At 71.0% G+C, this 19,207-nt stretch carries 10 protein-coding genes; 2 read left to right on the plus strand and 8 right to left on the minus strand.

Annotation, left to right across the window (positions count from 1 at the left end; genetic code table 11):
• Positions 1-22: 22 nt before the first annotated feature.
• Positions 23-2,335: a protein kinase gene (locus HUA76_RS27765; protein ID WP_174462536.1), complete on the plus strand. Its 2,313-nt coding sequence runs from the start codon at positions 23-25 to the stop codon at positions 2,333-2,335.
• A 52-nt stretch (positions 2,336-2,387) separates the two neighbouring features.
• Here HUA76_RS27765 and HUA76_RS27770 read toward each other — a convergent pair whose 3' ends face one another.
• From HUA76_RS27770 to HUA76_RS27780, 3 genes are all read right to left on the minus strand, one after another.
• Positions 2,388-4,328 carry an ATP-binding protein gene (locus HUA76_RS27770; protein WP_174462537.1) on the minus strand — a complete coding sequence of 647 codons (1,941 nt, stop codon included), beginning with the start codon at positions 4,326-4,328 and terminating at the stop codon, positions 2,388-2,390.
• 117 nt (positions 4,329-4,445) lie between these two features.
• Positions 4,446-5,822, minus strand: coding sequence for a general secretion pathway protein GspE (locus HUA76_RS27775; RefSeq protein ID WP_174462538.1), 1,377 nt, complete (start codon positions 5,820-5,822; stop codon positions 4,446-4,448).
• Positions 5,823-5,876: 54 nt separating this feature from the next.
• Positions 5,877-6,263 carry a VOC family protein gene (locus HUA76_RS27780; protein WP_174455597.1) on the minus strand — a complete coding sequence of 129 codons (387 nt, stop codon included), beginning with the start codon at positions 6,261-6,263 and terminating at the stop codon, positions 5,877-5,879.
• A 12-nt stretch (positions 6,264-6,275) separates the two neighbouring features.
• Here HUA76_RS27780 and HUA76_RS27785 point away from each other — a divergent pair, with 12 nt between their 5' ends.
• Complete coding sequence (locus HUA76_RS27785; protein ID WP_174462539.1) at positions 6,276-7,670, plus strand: response regulator; 1,395 nt, start codon at positions 6,276-6,278, stop codon at positions 7,668-7,670.
• Between the two features lies 1 nt (position 7,671).
• Here HUA76_RS27785 and HUA76_RS27790 read toward each other — a convergent pair whose 3' ends face one another.
• The 5 genes from HUA76_RS27790 to HUA76_RS27810 all read right to left on the minus strand — a co-directional run bounded on the left by HUA76_RS27790 (position 7,672) and on the right by HUA76_RS27810 (position 19,182).
• Positions 7,672-10,737, minus strand: coding sequence for a hypothetical protein (locus tag HUA76_RS27790; protein WP_174462540.1), 3,066 nt, complete (start codon positions 10,735-10,737; stop codon positions 7,672-7,674).
• Positions 10,738-10,746: 9 nt separating this feature from the next.
• Positions 10,747-14,352, minus strand: a complete 3,606-nt coding sequence (locus HUA76_RS27795) for a flagellar motor protein (protein WP_174462541.1) — start codon at positions 14,350-14,352, stop codon at positions 10,747-10,749.
• Positions 14,349-16,253: a hypothetical protein gene (locus tag HUA76_RS27800; protein ID WP_174462542.1), complete on the minus strand. Its 1,905-nt coding sequence runs from the start codon at positions 16,251-16,253 to the stop codon at positions 14,349-14,351. The genes HUA76_RS27795 and HUA76_RS27800 overlap by 4 nt, the downstream gene beginning before the upstream one ends.
• A gap of 43 nt (positions 16,254-16,296) precedes the next feature.
• Positions 16,297-17,964: a hypothetical protein gene (locus tag HUA76_RS27805; RefSeq protein WP_174462543.1), complete on the minus strand. Its 1,668-nt coding sequence runs from the start codon at positions 17,962-17,964 to the stop codon at positions 16,297-16,299.
• Positions 17,965-18,213: 249 nt separating this feature from the next.
• On the minus strand, positions 18,214-19,182 hold the full coding sequence (locus HUA76_RS27810) for a FecR domain-containing protein (RefSeq protein ID WP_174462544.1): 969 nt from the start codon (positions 19,180-19,182) through the stop codon (positions 18,214-18,216).
• Positions 19,183-19,207: the final 25 nt, after the last annotated feature.

The following is a 19,207-nucleotide window of genomic DNA, read 5'->3' on the forward strand; positions in this document are numbered from 1 at the left end:
CTCGCACTAGCATGCGTGCCCCATGAGCACCGTGCGCTACCTGTCACTTGGTCCCCTGCTCGCCGGGGCGGGCTCCCGAGCCTTCCTGGGGCTTGCCCTCGAGGATGGCTTGCCTCCTCGCCCCGTGGTTCTCATCTGGGCTCCGCAGGAGGTGGTGCAGAGCCCGGAGCTGACGGCGAAGCTGACGCGAGAGACGGGCCGGGCGCTCGTCTTCGAGCACCCGAACATCCTGCGCGTCCACAGCCTCGCGGCCCAGGACGGCGGTCTGGCGCGCGTCACCGAGTTCGCCGATGGAGAACCCTTGCGCCGCGTGCTGGAGGCAAGCCCTCGGCTGCCTCCGCCGCTGGCCGCGCTGGTGGCCGCGGATGCCGCCACGGGCCTGCACTACGCGCACATGGCCGGCAACGACGACGGCTCGCCGCTGGTGCACGGCGACGTGCGGCCCGAGACGCTGATGCTCTCGTTCAGCGGCCTGACGAAGGTGACGGGCTACGGCGCGCTCAGCGTGGCCCCGCGCGAGCGCGATGGAAAGCGCGTGAAGAACCGCCGCGCGTACAGCGCTCCCGAGCAACTGTTGGGGGGCCGCGAGGCCGTGAATGTCCAGTCGGACGTGTTCCTGCTCGGGCTCGTGCTGCACGAGTGCCTGTCCGGGAAGATGCCCTTCAAGGACAACGCGGACCCGGACAAGGCGACGCTGACGCGCACGCTGCCGACGATGTCCGTGGACGTGCCGCTGAAGCTGGATGCGGTGGTTCGCAAGGCGACGGCGAAGCGCGCGTATGACCGGTACCCGTCCGCGCACGCCTTCCGTGAAGCGATTGTGGAGGCGGTCGGCACGCTGCCCGCGCACACGTCGCTGGCGGACTACCTCGCCAAACTGTTCCCGCCGGAGAACGAGGCCCGCGCCGCGCGGCGCCGGGTCATCGAGGCGGGCATCGCGGACGTGCTCCAGAAGGTCGGCGTCGCCCCTCCCGCCGTGGCGGAGTTCCTCGTCACGGGCACCCTGCCCCCTTCGGCCATTCCGAAGGTGTGGCCGGCGATGCAGGGCCAGCTCTCCATCCTCGCGGCCATGTCCGGCGGCACCAGCGGCGTGCAACTCGCCGAGGTGAGCACGACGACGAGCCCTGCTCCGTCGACGGAGAGCACGGGCTCCTCCGCGACCGTCGCGGCGGGAGCATCGCCCGCCACCGAGGCGACGAGCATCACCGCATCCAATCCCACGCTGCCCGCCGTCGCGACCCTTCCGGCGACGGGGAGCGCCTCCGCCACCGCGTCGACGAGTACCCCGGACGGGACCAGCAGCGCGGGTGTCTCAACCACGAGCACGGGAACTCCCGCCGACACCGGGTCGGCTACCGCGAGCGCGGGAACGCTGGCCGCCACCGGGTCGGCTACGGCGAGCGCTGGAACTCCCGCCGCCACCGGGTCGGCCACCGCGAGCGCTGGAGCTCCCACCGCCAGCGGGTCGGCTACCGCGAGCGCTGGAACTCCGGCTGCCACTGAGTCGGCGACCTTGAGTTCGGGAACGCCCGCCGCCACCGTGAGCTCCGGGCCCTCCGCGGCCACCGCTTCCTCAACCATGGGTGCCGCGCCGCTCGCGGGCACCTCACCGGGCGTCGCGAGTGGAGCGGGTGCATCCGGGGTCTCCGCGCCGCAAACGGGCGCGGTGCCTGCCTCGGGCCCCGTGCCGCCCACGGCCGGTACTCCTCGAAAGTCCTCTCGGGCCTGGCTCGCCGCCGTGGGCGTGGGCACGGTGCTCGCGCTGGGTGGAGCGGCCGTCATCGTCCAGCGACTGCCCCCTCGAATCGAAGCGGAGCTGGAGGACGCGGGTCCTCCGTCCGTGGCGATGGTCGGCCCGGATACCGACGCGGGGACGAGCGCTGACAGTGGCGTGGATGCGGGCGCCGAGGTGATTGCGACGGGCTTCCTGGACCTCACCGTCGACCCTCGTGTGGACGTGTCCTATTCCGGCGGGTTCCTCGGTCGCACGCCGCTCAGCGTGGCCCTGCCCGCGGGCCGTCACGTGCTCACGCTCACCAATGCCGTGCTCGGCATCCAGGTGGCACGCACGTTCACCATCACCGCGGGCGGACGGAACGCGCAGCAGATCTTCCTCAACAAGGGGTTCATCAACGTGCGCGCGCCCAAGGACGCCATCGTCACGCTCAACGGTCGGCTCGTCGGCGCCGCTCCCGTGGAGGAGCAGGACGTCTACGAAGGCACGCACCAGCTCCTCGTCATCGCCAACGGCGCGCGGTGGCAGAAGACCTTCAAGCTGGAGCCCGGGCAGCGCGTCTCATTCGACGTGGACTTCGAGTCGCCCTCCGAGGAGTAGGCCCCCTCGATGCTCGCTGGCAGGCGCTCCCGGAAATGAGCCCTGCCAGCGCCTACGCGCGGCGCTCCAGGCGCAGCAGCGCGATGACCTGGTCGGTGTCCAAGGGACGCGTCACGCAGTCGCTGGCGCCCGCGTCCAGGCACTTCGCCCGCTCGTCATCGCGCGGATGCGCCGTGACGACGACGATGGGCAGCCCCCTGAAGCGCGCATCCGCGCGGAGCGTCCTCAGGGCCGTGTAGCCCGCTTCCGTCATCGCGATGAGCAGCAGCAGTCCATCCACTTCGGGCGAGTCCGACAGGACACGCAGGGCCTCGTCCATGCTCTCCGCGTGGAGGCTCTCCAGCCCGCGCGACTCCAGGACGCTGATGAGTGAGAAGGCCTCTCGGATGTTGTCGTCCACGACGAGCACGCGACGCCGCATGACCGTCTCGGGCGGCGCGTCGTAGTCGAGCATTCTCGACTCGCGCCCCTCTTCCAGGACCCCAGCCGCCGCCACCACGACTGAGTTCGAGCCATCGTCAGGCCCACGAGGTCCGCCCTGTGTCGGCCCACCCCGGGCAAACGCCGGGATGTCGGCCGCCGAAAGCTCCACCGCGCCTTGCACGACGGACCTTCCAGCGCGCGTGGAGTCCCGCGACTCCTCCACCTCGTCCAGGGCTTCCGCCCCCACATAGACATCAGGCAGGTAGAGCGTGAAGGTGCTGCCACGCCCCAGCTCACTGGCGACATGCAGCTCTCCGCCCAGGAGGCGCGCCAGCTCGCGGCTGATGGACAGCCCCAGGCCCGTGCCCCCGTATTTGCGACCCGTGCCCGGCTCCGCCTGCTGGAAGGCCTCGAAGATGCGCTGGAGCTTGTCCTGCGCGATGCCGATGCCCGTGTCCACGACGCTGAACGACAGCACCTCGTCGGCCTGATTCAGGACCGGGTTCTCGAAGTGGAACAACCCCTGGGCCATCTGGGTGATGCGCAGCTCCACTCGCCCCGCATCCGTGAACTTGAAGGCGTTCGACAGCAGGTTCTTGAGCACCTGCCGAAGCCGCATGGAGTCGGTGCGCAGCGTCGGAGGTAGCGTGCCCGAGAGCGCGACGCCGAAGCCCAGGCCCTTCTGCTCGGCGACGTGTTGGAAGTCGCGCTCGATGAGCGACTTCACCTCCGTGAGCGCCACCTCTTCCGGTTCGATCCGCAGCTTCCCTGCCTCCACCTTGGACAGGTCCAGCAGGTCGTTGATGAGAGAGAGCAGATCCACGCCCGAGGCATGGATGGTCCGCGCGTACTCCGCCTCCTTTGGCCCCAGCCGCTGGTCCGAGTCCTCCGAGAGGAGCTTCGCGAGGATGAGCAGGCTGTTGAGCGGCGTGCGCAGCTCGTGGCTGATGTTCGCCAGGAACTCGCTCTTGTGCCGTGACGCGAGCGCCAGCTTCTCGGTGAAGCCCACGTTGTCGTTGAGCTCCTTCCACACGCCGGAGTGCCCCGTGTCCGCGCCGCCGCCCGTGCTCTCCACACCGACCCGCCGCGAGACGCGATTCACCTCGCTCGCGAAGGTCGTCAACTGCGCCACCATCCTGTTGACGATGTTCTTGAGCTCCAGCGACTCGCCCCGGACCTCCACGGTGAGCGTCTGCGACAGGTCCCCTTGCGCCACCGCGCCGCTCACCCGGATGAGGTCCCGCACCTGCGCGGAGAGACTGCCGGCGAGGACATTCACTCCGTCCGCCAGCTCCCGCCACGCTCCGACGGACCGCGCCACGTCCACCCGCGCGCCGAGCCGCCCCTCGACTCCCACCTCGCGGCCCACCCGGGCAACCTCTCGCGAGAGGGCCGACCACCGCTCCGCGCCCGTGTTGAAGGTCTCCGCCAACCGGTCCATGAGCGGATTCGTGCCCCGGACGGACACGCGCCGTGAGAAGTCACCCTGGTTGGCTGCCTCCATCGCGGCCAGGAGGTCCCGGAGCTGCGCCTCGTGCGGTGCTGTCCCCTGGTTGCCGTCGTCTTCCAAGCCTTGCTCCCGTGAACCCGCGTCCGTCACTGGGACGAAACGCACCCGGTCTCGCGACGCCACGTCACCGCGGCGTCAGCGAACACCCGAACCGTCTTCGAGAATCCCGAACGGGGACTACGCGCTCTTGCGGCGCCGCATCATCGCTTCGTACGAGCGACCCACGCTCTGCGAGAGGATCATCAGCTCGCCCACATCCGGCGGCGTGAGCTGATCCGGCCCATTGTCCACGTACAACAGGTGCACGACCTTGCCCCGGACCAGCAGCGGCAGGATGACCGCCGTCGTCGGGAAGCCGCCACCCAGCAGCTTGTAGAACACGCCCATCGCCGCGTCGCGGCGCACCGGCCCCACGTAGTGCGAGCGGGTGTCGCGAACCAGACGGAACGTGCTCTGCTCCCGGAGCGCGACGCCGATGCGACGCACCGCCGCCTCGCGCACCCCCGGGCCCATGCCGTGCCAGCCCGTCACAAGGCTGCCCTGCACCGACAGCAGCAGGTTGCGCCGCCACTTGCCCAGCGCGAAGCGCAGCACCGTGCGCGCCACATCCTCGCGGTCCGTGCTGCGCGCCAGCTCCGCCTGCGCCTCCGCGAACGTCAGCGGCGTGGGAGGTGGCTCGGGCGGACGCTGCACGGGCGCGGTGGCCATGGGAGGACTCGCCACGGGTGCCACCGGCGGCCTCGGGGGCACCGGGGCCGCGGGCACGCCCACCTGCATCGGAGGAGGCGGGGGCGGCATGGGCGGCGGAGGCGCCACCGGGCGCGGCGCGGGAGGCTGCGCCTGCATGGCGGGAGGCGGGGCCACCGGACGCGACACGGGCACCGTCGCCATGGGCATCGGCGGGAGCTCGGGCAGGGCCTCCACCACCTCGACGCCAGTGATGACCTCCTCCTCGCCGACGTCGCCCTCGTAGTCCGCGCCACCGCGCAGGGCCTGCGCGTAGACGGACTGGAACTCCTCCTCGCTCATCAGGTCGGGCGGCTTCTCCTGTGCCTTGGCGATCTCCGCCTCCGCCTGGGGCGAGCCCGGCTTGGGACGGGGCCGCACCGCGTTCATGTCGATGGCGCGCAGCGGGCGGAACGCCTTGGTGTAGCGGCGCAGCAGCTGGTTCATCCGGAACTCGGGGATGACCACCGGCACCACGCGCTTGCCCGTCTTGAAGGCAATCGCGTCCAACGTCTCGAAGTCGTGCGGGTTCACCACGGCGACGCTCAGGCGCGTCGCGTCCACCCGCATGGGGAGCAGCTCCTTGTCATCCGCCTGGTTGGCGGGCACCAGCTCCAGCGCCTTGGGGTCCGGCACCATCTCCCCGGAGGCGAACGCGCTGTTGTGCAGGGAGCCCAGCACCCGGGCCAGGTCCACCTCGGACACCAGCCCCAGCTCCACCAGGTTCGTCCCGAGCCGCCCGCCATGCACCACCTGCGCCTCGAGCGCCTCCTCGAGACCCTCCGCGGTGACGAGGCCATCCTTCAGGAGCTGTTCGCCCAGACGCATGACCGGCTTGTAGCCGCGCCCCATCCCGGTCCGCAAGCACGCACACCCCGCCCCCTAGTCCTCCGGGTGGTGACTGAGCGCCACCCGGTTGCCCTCTGGATCCCTCACGTACACCGTCCACCGCGTCTCGTGCTCCAGGGGTACGCCCGCCTGAGTAAGCTCGGACACCACCGCGTCGCGCTCCGCCCTCGCGATGCGGAACGCCAGCATCAGCAGGCCCGGACCCGGGTGCCGGAAGGGCTGGGGTTCGGGCTCCGCGCCCGCCGCCTCGATGGCCAGGAAGCCGCCCCCGGGCACGCCCACCCAGATGCTCCGCAGGGTGCCGTCCGGGCGCGGATGCCGGGTGAGCTCGGGAAAGCCCAGCAAGTCCCTGTAGAAGGCTGTCACGCGCTCGATGTCCCACGCCTGGATGGCCACGTGGTGGAAGCCCTGAACGTTCATGGGGGCGATGCTATGGTCCGGCCGCCCATGGCGCGACTGCTCATCGTCGAGGACAACCACGAGCTGGCCTCCCTCATCGTCTCCACGGCCCAGAGCCGGGGCCACGACGCGCGCGCCGTGCACACCGGCGAGGCCGCGCTGGAGGCGCTCAGCCCCGGCTCCCAGTGGGACGCGGCGCTGGTGGACCTGCTGCTTCCCGACATCCGAGGCAGCGAGGTGCTCGGTGCCCTGCGGGCCCACGGCATCCCCGCCATCGCGGTGAGCGGTGTGTACAAGGGTGACCGCTTCGCGCAGGAGGCCGTGCAGGTCCATGGCGCCCGAGGCTTCTTCGAGAAGCCCTTCGAGCTCATCACCGTGATGGAGGCCCTGGAGCGCGCGGGCGGCGTCGAGCCCGTGCCCCGCGCCGCGCCTCCCGTGGAGGAAGACGCGGCCCAGGATGAGCTGCTCGACGACGTGGACCTCATCGTCTTGGAGGAGCTGATTCCCGACACGGAGGAGGACGCGGGCGAGGCCAGTGCACCCATGCAGGCCATCCCCGACTCCGCGCCGCTGCCCGGCCTGGAGAGCGAGGAGCCGGCCCTGCCGCTGCCCTTCGCCCACCGGGGGAAGGTGTGGACCGACGCTCAGCCCGCGTCGGCCAAGACACGGCGCGCGCTGCCCGAGTGGTCCCTCGGTGGAGACCTGAAGGACACCTCCGTGGCGCGGCTGCTCAACGCCTATTACGAGGCGCGCCACCACGGGGAGCTGAAGCTCCAGCAGGGCTCCATCCTCAAGGTCGTCTACTTCGAGTCCGGCCGCATCGTGTACGCGGCCTCCAACCTGGCCCACGAGCGCTTCGGTCGCTTCTGCGTCCGGCGCGGCGTGCTCACGGAGGAGAAGCTCGCGGAGGTGGCCGCCATCGCGAAGCAGCAGGGGCTGCGCACCGGCGAGGCGATGATTCGCCTGGGCGTGCTGGATGCCCCGCGGCGGCGACAACTCCTGGAGGAGCAGGTCCGCGAGCTGCTCTGGTCCACCTTCACCTGGACGGAAGGCGCCTACGGATTCAGCGCCATGAGGCCGCAGCGCGCGGACCTGGTGAAGCTGTCTGTCTTCCCGGGTGACCTGGTGCTGGAGGGTGTGGAGAAGACGGAGACGCTGGTGGCCCTGCGTCAGCGCATGGGCCAGGGACGTCGCCTGTTCCCCACCGCCGACCCGCCCTACGGCCTGCACGAGCTGAAGCTGCAAGGGCCGCAGGCCTTGCTCCTCGCCTACGCGGACGGCAGCAAGACGGTGGAGGACCTGCTCGCGCTGACGGACCTGTCGGAGCGACAGGCCCTGGCGACGCTGCGGGGCCTGGAGCTGCTCGGCGTGCTGGAGGAGCGGCCGGAGACTCCCAGCCGCCGCCACCGCATCTCCTTCGGCCTCTGACTCAGCGCCTCGCGCCGGCCCAGCGACGGCGCAGCCACTGAGCCACCGCGAGCAAGCCGAACAGGGCCCCGCCAGAGCTTCCCTGCGAGCAGCCACAGGACGAGGACGGCTCGCGAGACAGGGCTCCCGACACGGGCACGCCATTGAGGAACACCTCGCCAGTGAAGCGCGGCGAGGACAGCAGCCGAGGCCGGGCCACATACGTCAGCGTGCTCGTCGCGTGCGCGGCGAGCGCGACACCCTCCACGGCGAAGCCTCCTTCATCGGACTGCTCCGCGAGGGCCAGCCCCGCGACCTTCACGCTGCCAGGCACGAGCTCCATTCCCTCGACGCGCTCCACGTAGCGCAGGCCCGTGACGGCACAGTCGGTGGTGTTGCTCAGCTGCACCACCACGCCCACCAGCCCCGTCTCCTGGCCGGAGGCGGTCTCCGTGGAATGCGCCACGTCGACGAAGGGCTCCGCGACAATCGGCACCGTGTGCACCCGCGCCGCCGCGTTGCCCCCACCCGCGTCGGCACTGACGCGCAGGGTGACGGACGTCCCCACCAGTTCCTGCAGGCCTGTCTCGCGCGTGGCCACGGTGACGCTGCGGCCCGACAGCTCTCCCTGCGCGAGCGCGGGGCCACCTTCCTGGGACCAGGAGACGCTCACGTCCGAGCACGCGTCGGGAGGAATTTCCTGCGTGAGGGTCGTCGTCGCGCCCTCGCCACAACGCGCGACGAGCGCCTCACCCTCCAGCTCACCCAGGGCGACCGCTCGCGCCTCGGAAGTCACCGTCTGTCGCGCCCGGCCCGCCTCGACGGGGGCGGCGACGTCGGAGAAGAGCTCGCCTCGCACCGTGTACGGGGTGGCCGAGCAGACCGCTGGCAACTGGAAGCGCCACGCACCGGGCACGGGCACCACCTGGGAGGAAATGGGCGCGCCATCGGCGGACTCCAGGAACATGCGCGCCTTGAGCGCATGCGCCCCAGGGCAGCGCAGGGACGTGCCCAGCGTCGCCTCGACGTCCTGCCCGCCCGTGACACGCATCGACAGGTCGAGGCTGGCGGCCGACACATCCTCCGCCTCCGGTTGGGCCTCCACCTTCACCACGGACTCCGGCCCTTCCAACACGCCGACTCCCGCGACGGTCATCCGGTTGCGGGCCACCAGCGTCAGCGACGTGCTCGCGCAGCTCTCCGCTGACACCTGGAGCACCGGCGCGGTGACGGGCGAGGTCAGGTCGACGGGGTTGCCGGCACCATCCTTCACCGTCAGCCCCGGAGGCACCGCGCCCCCATCCTGGAGCCGCCACACCGTCTCTACTTGCGGCAGCCCCGCCGTGGCTTCACAGGGGTGCAGTGCTTCGGGACGCAGCTCCACGGTGTGCCCGGAGGTCAACGGGCGCACGGTGTTCGGCGCAAAGGGCGCCGCGGGCTTTCCCCACGGCCGCACGTCCACGGTGAACGTCGTGGGCTCGGATGGAGCCAGGCCCTTGTCCCTCGCCCGCACCTCGTACGTGTAACGCGCGCCTGTCGCCGAGCAGAGGAAGTCCGACGGCATGAACGTGGCGGAGCGGCCGCCCGCGTCCGTGTGCAACACCGGCTGGCCCGGGGGCGTGCTCCACACGTAGTCCACGGACTCGCAGATTCCGGCGCCCGGTGACGCGGCGAACACGAGCGCGGGGCCTCCCGCGGACGTCGTGGCCTGGAGCGGCATCACCACGGGCGCCCCGGGTCCCTCCGTGTTTTCGATGCGCACGGACACGGTGGCCTGCCGGTCATGCGTGCCCAGACCATCCGAGGCGAACACCGTGAACTGGGTCATCGTCGGCTCGCAGACCACTGGAGCCGTGAGGGACAGCGACACCGCGTCCACTCCGGGCGTGGCGTTGACCTGCACCAATGACTGCCCCACCTCCGCGGAGACTCGGACCGCGTCGCCGTCCTCATCGGTCGCCGTCACATCCAGCGTCCGCGTCGTGGCCTCGTTGATGTTGACCGGCGCCGGAATCGCGCCGAACACCGGTGCCACGGCGTTGATGTAGTAGATGACGTTCTGCACCGGGTTGCGCAGGGCGATGACGCAGAAGGTGGAGTCCACGCAGGACACCTGGGCGAACGGGTCCGACACCGGCAACGACGCGTTGGCGAACGCGGGATGGATTCGCCACGTCACCCCCGAGTCGGTCGCGCTTCCCGTCGGCACCGCGCCGAGCACGACGTTCTCTCCGCCGTTGCGCGTGCCCACCGCGAGGCCAAAGCCCGTCCCCCGGCTGCTGCTCAGCTCGGTGTTCATGTCCACGGACACGATGCTCACCGGTCCCGAGTCGAGCAGCGTGACGCGCTGGAAGTCCTGGGGAACCGGCGAGGCGGAGAGCGGCGCGCGGAACAGTCCATCCGAGTTGCCCGCCAGGATGATGGGATACACCCCGCTCGTGGCGATGAGGTCCACTGTCAGGAGCGGCAGCGTCGTCAGCGAAGCGTCCATGTTGAACGCGGCCTCGCTCCGGTCGCCTCGGATGTAGAGGAGGTTCGGATTGCCGACGACGGGGATGATCGCATGGGCCACTCCCCCCGCGGTCTCCGTCACGCCCATCACCGACGTCGCCTTGTACTGCCCCGTCTCCAGGACGCGGGTGTTCCACGGGAAGGTGGCGGTTTGGGACGGGCTCGCGTGCAGCAGCAGGAACTCGTTCGTATCGACCGCGACGGAGGCGTAGCCAGTGCCCGACGCGGTCTGTATCACCCGGCGAACCTCGGTCGTCGTCGCGGTGGGCAGCTCCGGGAGGATGCTGTCAGGAGGAAGGCAGTCGTTGTGGGCGAAGATATCCCCATCCCCCCGCACGCCCGCGAAGCAACCCGAGGACAACAGCAATGTGCCCACGGCGGGCGACAAGACCCGGTTGGCCACCTGCTCCCCGTCGATGTGGAGCTCCACGCCCTGGGAGGAAGCGATGGCGACGGTGCCAGGACGCCACACCCTCACATCGCTCGGTTCTCCCGCGACCGAGAGGCCTTCCTTCCACTCCGCGGCCGCCACCGCGGACAGTCCCAAGCAGAGGCAGATGAGGATGCCGGAGCGCACGCGATACTCCTAGTAGGCGAGCTCTGCCCGGAGGTAGAGCCGGTCCTGATCTTCAGACGACTCGGAGCCCAAACCCAAGCCGCTGAAGCCCAGCAGTGTGTACCCGACGGCCATTCGGAGCTTCTCATCCATCCGATATGCCACTTCAGCCCGCACCGCTGTCAGCCGGTCGCCGTCGGGTGAAGCCGTCCGACGCGCCAGCTCGCCCGCCACTTCCAGCCCACCCACCACGCGGACGGCGGGGCGCACCGTGCCCGTCCACACCCACCGCGAGGAGCCTTCCAGGCTGCTGTGTCCCGCGTGCAATCCCGCCGCGACGGAGAACTTGTCGCCCAGGCGCACCGCGGGAAGCAGGGAGAGAATCTGGAGCGCCCTGTCGCCGAAGGCGGCGCGAGTGCCCGGCAGCAGCTCCCGGGTGACTCCGTAGCGCGCCACCACGAGCCACGGTCCGGGTCGCCACGCCAACGCCGCGTAGCCCTCCAACAGCCGGGCCTCCAGCGCGTCGTCGTTGAGGGTTCGCGAGAAGTCCACGCGACCGGAAGCCGTCACGTCGCGCGCCAGCTCCGCCTCGGCGGCCAGCGCCACCACCGTCTGCAACCGGTCCACGGCCTCCGTCGTGCCGCGCTCCGGCGTGCCCTTCTCCCGTCGCAGTTCGAACCGCCCCTCCACCCGCAGCTTTTCCAGGAGCAACTGTCCGAAGACGCCGCCCGCGTCGCGCCGCAGCGGAGGATTCACGTCCAGCAGGCTGCGCACGCCGCGCTCGTAGCGAGCGCCCACGCTGAAGCCATCCAGCACCGTCTTCTGGAGGCCCACCGCCCGCGACAGCCGCACGGACGTCGCGTCGTGAAGGCCCACCTCCTCGACGAACAGCGCGGTGCCGCTGTCGGGCAGCTCCGTGCGAGCGCCCGTGAGCGTCCGTCCGGCACCGAAGTCCGGCCCATCCACGTCCACCGAGTAGCCGCCGTAGTACACGTCCGAGCCGCGACGAGACTCCACGTTGGCCCATGCGCGAGGCCCCAGCTCGGGCCCCCAACCACCGCGCACACCCACGCGCGTGTCTCGCCCCAGTTCGACGTCCACGCCCGCCGCGCTGAACGTGTCGTCCACGCGTCCCGGCCCCGCGCCATGCAGGGACAGCTTCTGGCGATGCGAGGCCTGGAGCCAGAGGCCGTCGAGCAGCCGGTAGCGACCCGCGACGCCCATGGAGGTGCGGCCGCCTGTCAGCGCCTCGCCCTGCCCCACGACCTCCGCCGCCTTGAGTCGAGCATCCCGCGCCTCCACGCTCACGCCCCAGGTGGACTCCTCCCACCCCACGCTCGCGCCCACGGTGCTCGCGGAGAAGGGGTTGTCCACGAAGGGCTCGCGAGGGTCCGCCGAGTTGCGACCATCCGCGAGCAGCAACAATCGGAGCCGTCCCACCGGCTGACGCAGCCGCAGCGCGAGTTGCTGGAAGCGCGCCGCGTCCAGGTGCGCGCCATCCGAGAAGCCCCGCCCGCGCCAGCGATAGGACGCATCCACGGTGCCGTCGCCCCACAGGCCCGGCCCCCGCATGCGCAGTCCCAGGGCCTCGCCGCCCGTCGCCAGCCCCGCGCCAGGGCGCAGGAAGCTCAGGCCTCCGTCGTCGGACACCCCGAACACGGCCGAGTCCACCGCCATGCCACGACTGGAGGCCGCCTCCGCCTCCAGCGAGTACGCGCCCAGTCGCGCCGAGCCCCGGCCCGAGTACAGCGTGTAGGGACGGCCCTCGCGGCCTTCCCGCACCGCGGCCAGCCCCACGCGCGCGCCGCCCCACTCGGCCCACACCTCGCCGCCACCGGAGTCCTCCGTGCCCGTCGTGCGCAGCGCCGCGTAGTCGACGACGAGCACCGGCTCCGGGGCCTCCGTGAGCATGTCGGTGCGAAGGAAGGTGTCGCCCGCGAGGAACGACAACGGCCGCGACAGCAGGATGCGCCCGGCGAAGTAGTCGATGTCGTAGTCGCGCCCGCGCACCAGGTGGCGCTCCGCCAACGGCAGACCGGTGACGCCGTCGCGCACCTCCACGCGAACCAGCTCCGAGCCCTCCGCCACCGACACCGCGCCCAGGTAGAAGAGGCTGCCGCCCGTCGCGCGCAGCTCTTCATGGGCGGGGACGGCCGAGAGCCCCCGCGTCGGGTCCGTGAGGCTGCCGCCGAAAGCATCCACACCGGCGCGGAGCCCCGGGCCCTTCTCGCTCGAGGTGGTCAGCTCCGCATAGGGGCCGAAGAGGGGGCGGTGGTAGCGGCCCACCTCGCGGTCCTGCACCAGCGCCCGGTACGTGCCCAACCCCGCGCGGCCGAAGTCCGGGTGACGCGCCTCCACGCGAAGCCGGGCCTCGGTGGCGTTCGGCGTCAGCGACACCGAGTCGTCGCCCCACTCCTCCGGCGAGAAGTCCGGGTCCGCCACCCGGTCGAAACGCTCGGGGACGCGAGGACGCAGCCAGTCCGGAAGCTCCGCGCCGCGCAGCGTGCGGCCATCCGTGTCGCGCAGGTCCAACTCCCCCACCACGTCCACCGGCCCCAGGCGCACTTCCGCGTGCGCGGAGCCCCGGCCTCGCAGCTGGAAGTCGCTGTCCGCCGGCGAATAGCTCGCTTCGAGGTCCAGCAACCCCACCGCGAACGGCCTCGGCTCCGCGAGGATGTCCACCACCGTCTCGTGCGCGGAGCCTCCTGGCGGCGTCAGGGCCAACGTCACGCGGTTGTTCCCTGAAGCCAGCGTCACGGGGACCTCCACGCGACCCTCGGGCCCGACCACGGAAGACTCACCCGCCGGGCCTCGCACCGACGTCCCCGCCGGAGCCTCCACCTTCAGCCGGGTGACACCACTGGCCGCGGCCTCGTCACGCGCGGAGGGAAGCTGGAAGGAGCCCACGAGCACCAGCGGCCTCGGCACCACCAACCAGCCTTCGGCCCGGCGCACGACGTCGACCTGCTGCCGTGACAGGCGCACCCTGCCATCCGGAGCCGTGGCCTGGATGGCCAGCGTGTTGTCCCCGGCGATGAGGGGAACCCAGGCGCTCCACCCACCGCGAGCATCCACCTCCGCGTCCAGCGCACCGACGCGCACGCGGTCTCCCACGGCGGCCTGACCCGCGAGGCGAAAGCGCACGGCCCCCTCGCCGGCGACCACGTCCGCCACGGGAGGTACTCGCGAATAGGACAGCTCCAGCGGCGGCGCATCCGAAGCCAGACTGCGCACCGCGAAGTCCTGGAGGGCGACGGCGCCCCACGGCACCTCCACCGTGGCGGCCTCCGGAGTCACACGACTGGCGGCCGGCAGCGAGCGCGGATCCACCTTGAGCCGGTGGCGCCCCGGACGCAGGTGCAGTCCGCGCGTGGCGTCCGGCGTGCGGGAGTCCACGCCCGTGAGGTGGAAGCGTCCTCGCGAGTCCGTGCGCACCTCGCGCCCCGTCGTCAGCACCAGCCGCACGCCCGCGACACCGGGCTCGTCGACGCCACAGCGCCCATCCCCATCGACATCCAGACACACGCGACCGGCGATGGTGGACGCCAGCGAGGGCACGTCCATGGACACGCCCTGTCCCCAGGCCGCCCCAGCGCACAGCATCGCGCTCACGAGCAGCAGGCCCGGAAGCCTCATGGGCGCACCTCGATGAGCGCGGTGACACCCGTGGCCACGTCCGCCACGGAGACGCTCACCGGACGCGTGGAGCGCACGGTGAAGGACGTGCGTCCCTCGCGGACCTCTTCGCCCTCACGCGTTCCGTCCGACAGCGCGACATGCACCGCGCGCCCTTCCAGGACGTGTCCGCGGGAGTCCTCCAGCCAGTACGTCACGCGAGCGCCTTCCCCGCGGAGCCGCACGTTGACGGGAACCTCGGGCGCCACGCGCACCTGCTGCGAGACGGCCTCCGGCACGAGCGGCACATCCAGCGGATACGCCAGTCCCTCGCCGCCCAGGACGTGGACGGTGCGCACCAATCCCGTCCACAGGCCATGCGCCACCAGGTGCGTCCCCGGCGACAACGCGCCCAGGGCCACCGTGCCGTCCAGGCCCGTGGTCAGCTCATGTCCATCCAGGCGCAACGGCTGCGAGGGCACCGGCAGTCCCGCCAGGTCGGAGACGCCCGCGTACAGCACACCCCCGCGCGGCCACACGGCGATGCGCGCGGGCTCGCTGCCCACCGGCCCCCAGGCCCGAGCACTCAGCGTCACCTGCTCCGCGCCCCCGGCGACAGGCGGCTGCCAGGCACTCGCGAAGTCACCGGACGCGGACTCCACCGCGGGCGTGAAGCCACCCTCGCGAGCCTCCAGCGACAACGTCGCTCCGGGGCGTGCACGGCCGAGCGCATCCCGCGCGCGCACGGACACCCGCGCCTGGGCGCCCCGGTGCACGAGCGCCTCCGACACGGACAGGGCCAGCTCCGCCACCGGCCCCTGCACGAGCTGCAGCGACAGCACCTCGCGAGAGCCCGCGCCGCGCTGGGGCCACGCGGCTTCGATTCGCTCGTCATCGCCGAGCGTCCGAGGCGCCGTGTAGAGCCACTCCAGCATGCCGCCCGCCGCGCGTGACGGTCCTCGAAGGACACCGCGACGCGCCTGCGCCGTCACCTTCGCGTCCTCCACGGGCTTGCCCAAGGGGTCGCTCGTCGCGCACAGGAGCCGCGCCTGAGACACTCCATCCGCCGGGAGTCGCTGCGGTTGAAACACACACGCGAGCCCGTCGGTGGGCGGCAGTTTCAAGTCGATGTTCTCACGCCGCGCATTGCCAGCCCTGTCCACCACGCGGCCCTGGCCGAAGCGATGCCCCGGCGGCACGACGATGGGAAGACGGAAGCGGCCATCCGGTCCCGCCGTCACGGGGCCAAAGCTCTCCCCCGCGATGTCGATGGAGATGCGCGCATCCGGCTCCGTCGTGCCCGGAAGGTTCACCGACGCGGCGAGCGGCACCAGCACGCGCCCATAGGCTCCGTGGACGGACTGCGGACTGGGCCACGCGGAGAACGCCACCAGGATGGCCACCTCCGGATGGCGCGTGTCCGGGAGGACATAGCGCGCGCGATACGTCCCCGGCGCGACGCGCTCCAGCCCTTCCACCTTGCCGGTGCTGACCCGCACCACTGGCGGCGCGCCGCTGTCGTCGGCCGTGCCATCCGGCCGCAGCAGACTCACCGTGAGCACCGCTTCCTTGTCGCGCCCCTTCACCGGCGCGGCGGGCTCCAACCCCAGCTTCACGTCCGTGGCCGGAGGTCCGAGCACGAAGCGCGCCTGCGCCTCCAGTCCATCCACCCGCGCGCGCACCTCCACGTCGCGCGCGCCTGGACGGGGCACGACGATGAAGGTGCGAAGCGGCGGCTGCGCGGGCCCTTCTCGAAGCTCCGCGCCATCCACCGTGAGGGTCGGCGTCCCCACCCAGGGCACCGGCACTCCGGACGCATCCTTGCGAACCACCGCCACCGGGAAGCCCTCTGGCGTCACGGCGGACGACGGCCCAAGCAGTTCGAGTGTGTCGGCTCGGGCCGAAGCACACACGCACAGCATCACAAGGACTGGGAGCGGAAAATGTTTCAGGACGAGACGAAGTCTACAGGGCCCGTCCGCTCCGCCGAAGTTCCTTCCGCGAAACCCTCACGGAGACACGCCGGGGACGCGCCAGCCACAACGCCACCAGCACCAACCCGGCCGCCGCCATCGACGTGCCTCCCGCGCTACACCCTGCTCCATGTGTTTCGCCTTGCGGCACAAAGGTCAGGGATGACACCCCACCCACCTCGAGGGACAGGGGAGCCACGTACTCGCCGGGGATGCGCTCCTCCCCCTTCACGGGAGGCGGCGTCACGTCGCACTGTGACGCGGTGCCATAAATGCGAATGCGGAAGGAGCTTCCGGCATTTCCGGAGATCAGCGCCGCCAGCCAGGTGTTGCCATCCAGGGTGACATCCCGGGCCACGAGCGACACGGTGGGCTTGAAGCTGGAGGGGTCGACGATTTCGGCGCCGTCCAGCCACACCCAGCCGGACGTGGCGCGCTCGCCGCTGTAGCCGTTGTCGACGCACAGCACCCCGGCCCCCAGGCCGTAGAAGCCGAGTGACACCGCATTGGGCTGGCCCGTGGTCCGCGCCACTTCCAGCGCGGCGAGCAGCGGCGTGGACCCCGGCTGCGTGCACACCGCCTCGGCCGTGCGCTGAGGCTCCGCGGACGCCACGTCCTCGCAGGGGGCGTTTCCCGGCAGCTTGAAGGTGAACGAGTGCACGTTGAAGTCACCGTTCTCCGCCACCGTCCACACCACCCGCACCGTGCCGTCGTCGGCCACGCTCAAGTCGTTGAGGTTCTCGTTCTCCGCCGATTTGGTGAGCAGGTAGAGCGTCTGCGTATCCAGGTCGTAGAGCGCGATGTCGAAGTCGCCCTTCGCCGGGTCCTTGCGCTCGAAGGCGATCAACGAGCCGCTGATGCTGGGGTTCGCATCCAGTCCCGGCAGCGCGAGTCGCTGCTCGGTGCCGCCATTCACCGGCTTCCAGTAGATGTCGCGGTCCGACACCCCATCCACCGTGCGCGTGCTGGCGTAGACGACGATGTCCCCATTGGTGTCGGGCTGCGACTCCTCGCCCTCGCTGCCGGTGAGCGCCTGCGAGTTGAAGCCATTGCCAGCCCAGCGCGCCTGCCAGATGTCGCAGTGCTGCCCCTGCGCGTCGCACTTGGCCCAGACCACCGTCTTCCCGTCCGGAGCCACCGACGGCGTGCGGTCCAGCATGCGATCATCCGTGAGCCGGGTGAGCGTGCCCTGGTCCAGATCGAAGAGGGCGATCTCCGGCTCCAGCGTGCTGCCGGTGTAGCCGAAGTCCTGCCACGCCACGGTGCGACCGCCAATCACCGCCGCCCTGCGACTGCTGCCCGCTTGTGGCGCCAGCTCCACCGGCGCCTGCGCCTTGCCCACCTCGTACGTGAAGATGGCGCTGGAGGTGTTGACGCGGGTGAACACCACGGTGCTTCCGCTGATGTCCGACACGAAGTCGAACGCGCCGTCGTTCGGAATCGCCTGGTCCGTCCCAGACGCCAGGTCGTGGTAGCGAATCTCGCTCGTGCCTCCGGATTCGCTCGTGTAGGCGACCAGGGCCCCGCTCACGTGCGGGTCCGTCTGGTCTCCAGGGCCACCGTTCACCAGCTTCGCGGACCCGGAGAGACTGCCGACTTCAGGGGAGGCGGGGGACAGCGCAGGCAACAAGCACGTCAAGAGGGCCAGAGCGCGCAGCATCGGAAACCACCTTCCCGGGGGGACTCAGGAACGACAGACCCATGGCCCGCACAAGGCGCAGTGGGCCCGGAATGCTCCCCGGAGCGTGCTTCCCACGGCGGTCACGGCCGGCCGGACTTCAGGCCCCGCGGCTTTGCGCACCAGGCCTTTCGGCCAGGATTGCCCTTGAACAGGAACGACTGTGGTTCAGAGTCTAGGGAGACCCCCTGGCAGGGGTCAAGCCGACTGCTTGCCCGCACGCTCCCCGAGTCAGGGAGCCGCGTCGCTGGCCTGGTTCCAGATGTCGGGGTCCGTCTTGAGCGAAGGCGGCCGGGTGTCGACGATGAGCTCCGCCTTCTCGTGCTGCTCGACACGACCCACACCCACGGCGCGCACGTCCACGGTGTTGGAGCCTTCGCGCAGCTTCACCTTGCGCTCGAAGCGTCCGTCCGCGTCGGCGAGGACTCGCACGTTGTTCACCTGGACTCGGCTGCCGGGTGTCGTCTGGCCCCGAACCACGAGGTCCTTCTCCCGGCGCGTGCGCTCCGAGGGCCAGTCCACCTTGAGCAGCAGGCTGGTGGGAACAGCCGCCGGCTCCGACGGGGCCTGACCGGGACGGATGACGGACTGCTGGCCCGCACGGACGATGACGACCTTGCCCTGACCGAGCAACGTCACTTCACCCTCGCGCGTGCCCACGGCCACGGTGCCCTGGCCGTTGTTGCTCATGGTGAAGGCACCGGCTTCCTGCAGGGTCGCCACCGCGTCGCTCTGCGCTGCCTTCACCTCGAAGGTGTGGCGCTTGCCGGGACGCACGACGGCGGTCGCCATGCCGTTGGCGAGCAGGATGCGGGACACCGACGCGGTCAGCTCCTCCACGGACACCTCCGTGCCCGGGTCCATGCGGAACTCCACCGCCTCACCGCCGATGAGCACCGCGTAGGAGCCGTCGTTGGTGCGCACCTTGTCGTGCCGCCGCAGGGCCATGCCCACGGAAGCCGTTCGCCAGGTGCCGTCGCCTTCCTTCACCTCGACGGTGCCCGTCACCTCGGTCAGCTCCAGCTCCATCGCCTTGGGCACCACGGGCGCCGGCACCGACACCACGGGCGGAGCGGGAGGCGGGGGCGGCGGAGGCGGCTCGCGCAGGAAGATGAACCATCCCAACGGCAACGCCGCGAGGATCAGCGCGAGGCCGACGAAGAAAGGCGTCTGGCGCCGGGAGGGGCGGGGCTCGGCCATGGCGTCTCTCTAGCTATCACAGCCG

The organism is Myxococcus sp. CA056, assembly GCF_013336715.1.
GTDB lineage: Bacteria > Myxococcota > Myxococcia > Myxococcales > Myxococcaceae > Myxococcus > Myxococcus llanfairpwllgwyngyllgogerychwyrndrobwllllantysiliogogogochensis.